General features: G+C 75.1%; 1 protein-coding gene. It reads left to right on the forward strand.

Annotated elements, in window-relative coordinates; genetic code table 11:
- The coding region (locus F2B26_RS16245; protein ID WP_235929728.1) for a thiamine pyrophosphate-dependent enzyme at window positions 1-1,045 on the forward strand (1,045 nt) is incomplete at its 5' end.
- Between the last annotated feature and the right edge of the window lie 302 nt (window positions 1,046-1,347).

Below are 1,347 nucleotides of genomic sequence, written 5' to 3' on the forward strand. Positions count from 1 at the left end.
GCTGGCTCGGCGGGTGGCCGAGGCGAACGGCTGGCCGCTGCTGGCCGAGCCCTCGTCGGGCGCCCGCGGCGGCCCCAACGCGATCGCGGCCTACCGGGTGCTGCTCGAGCTCGCCGAGCTCGGCGGTGCGGTGCGGCGCGTCGTGGTGCTCGGACGGCCGACGCTGGCCCGTCCGGTGCAACGGCTGCTCGCCCGCGAGGACGTGGAGGTCGTCGTCGTCGCGCCGCGCGGCCGTGACTGGACGGATGCCGAGCGGGTCGCGGCCCAGGTGCTCACCGAGGTGCCCAGCCGGATGCGCAGCGGCAGGCCCTCGGCCGCGGACGTGACCTGGCTGCGGTCCTGGACCGCGGCCGACGATGCCGCAGGTCAGGCCATCGACGAGGTGCTCGACCTCGCCGAGGCCGCGCGCCGTCGCCAGCGCCGGTTCCGCAGCGCACCGCGCATCACGGGCCCCTACCTGGCCCGTGCCGTGGCCCGGGCCTCCGGGCCCGACGACGTGCTCGTGATCGGCGCCTCGCACCCGGTGCGCGACCTCGACCTGGTGGCGCGCTGGCCGGAGCCGCCGCTCGTCGTGGCCAACCGTGGGCTGGCCGGCATCGACGGGACCACCTCGACGGCCGCGGGCCTCGCGCTCGGGCTGCCCGGTCGGCGGGTGCGGCTGCTGGTCGGCGACCTCACGTTCCTGCACGACGTCGGCGGGCTGCTCGTCGGGTCCACCGAGGAGGTGCCGACGCTGCAGATCGTCGTCGCCAACGACCAGGGCGGCTCGATCTTCACCACGCTGGAGTCGGGCGAACCGGAGTACGCGGCGTCGTTCGAGCGGGTGTTCGCGACCCCGCACGCCGTCGACCTGGGCGCGCTGGCCGAGGCGTACGGGGTGCGGCACACCCTCGTGCACGATGCGGAGGACCTGGACCCGGTCCTCGCGGAGCCCGGGTCGGGGCTGTCCGTCGTGGAAGTGCGGGTGGACCGCCTCGGCCGCCGTGACCTGGCCATGGCGCTCGCGACCCAGACGGTCGAGGCGATCGGGTCGCTGGTCGACTGAGCAGACCGGGTCGCTGGTCGACTGAGCAGACCGGTGCGTGCCGCCGACGGGACGTTCTGGTCCAGCTCCTAGGTTGTTCCCAGGAACCCTGCAGCGATGCTCCAGCGCAGTGCTGTGCAATCGTCATCGACAAGGAGGAATCATGACGTCCACCCCGGGTGACGAGACCACCCCCAGCGCCACCGAGCGCACCGACTCTGCCGCGACCCCGACGACGCCGGTCGCACCCGCGCCAGCACCTGCCGCGCCGCTGCCCACCGCCGGCGCGCAGCCCGCCGCACCGTCCGCATGGGCCTCGCCGA

The sequence above is a fragment of the Cellulomonas citrea genome, from assembly GCF_009829685.1.
Lineage (GTDB): Bacteria > Actinomycetota > Actinomycetes > Actinomycetales > Cellulomonadaceae > Cellulomonas > Cellulomonas citrea.